This is a genomic window from Gilliamella sp. B14384G12 (assembly GCF_016101825.1).
Taxonomy (GTDB): Bacteria; Pseudomonadota; Gammaproteobacteria; order Enterobacterales; family Orbaceae; genus Gilliamella; species Gilliamella apicola_N.
Window position 1 is genome coordinate 1 of record NZ_JACFPU010000048.1, and the last position, 436, is coordinate 436.

The window sequence follows — 436 nt, forward strand, 5'->3', positions numbered from 1 at the left end:
CCACCATAAACAAACACCGAAATGTAATTCGTACTCCTGCTAACAACAAACTGCGGATGGATGATAAGCGCGGACAAGAGCACATTAAGTTAGCGACCGAATACGGTAAAACCCAGCTTAACATCGGGCATTTAGTTAACCAAAACAAAGAGCAGCGAGGTGAGGGATTTGAACTGCGCACCGATGAGTGGGGTGCGATTGCTGCCAATAAAGGCTTATACCTGACCAGTCAGACCGAGCCTAAGGCACAGGGTAAACAACTGGATATGCAAGGTGCCATTACTCAGCTTGAAAATGCATTATCAATTGCTAAAGCACTGCAAAATGCAGCAACTGCCTCTGAAGCCCATGGCGCAGATACCGACAGTCAGGAGCAACTTAAAGCGACATTAACCCAATTAGCCCAAAGCGGCATTCTTGCTTATGCACAAGAGGG

Annotated in this window: 1 protein-coding gene; it reads left to right on the forward strand. The window is 47.0% G+C overall.

Features of this window, described 5'->3' with window-relative positions; translation table 11 throughout:
* A partial coding sequence (locus H3S73_RS13595) for a type VI secretion system Vgr family protein (protein ID WP_198248928.1) occupies positions 1 to 436 on the forward strand: 436 nt, incomplete at both ends.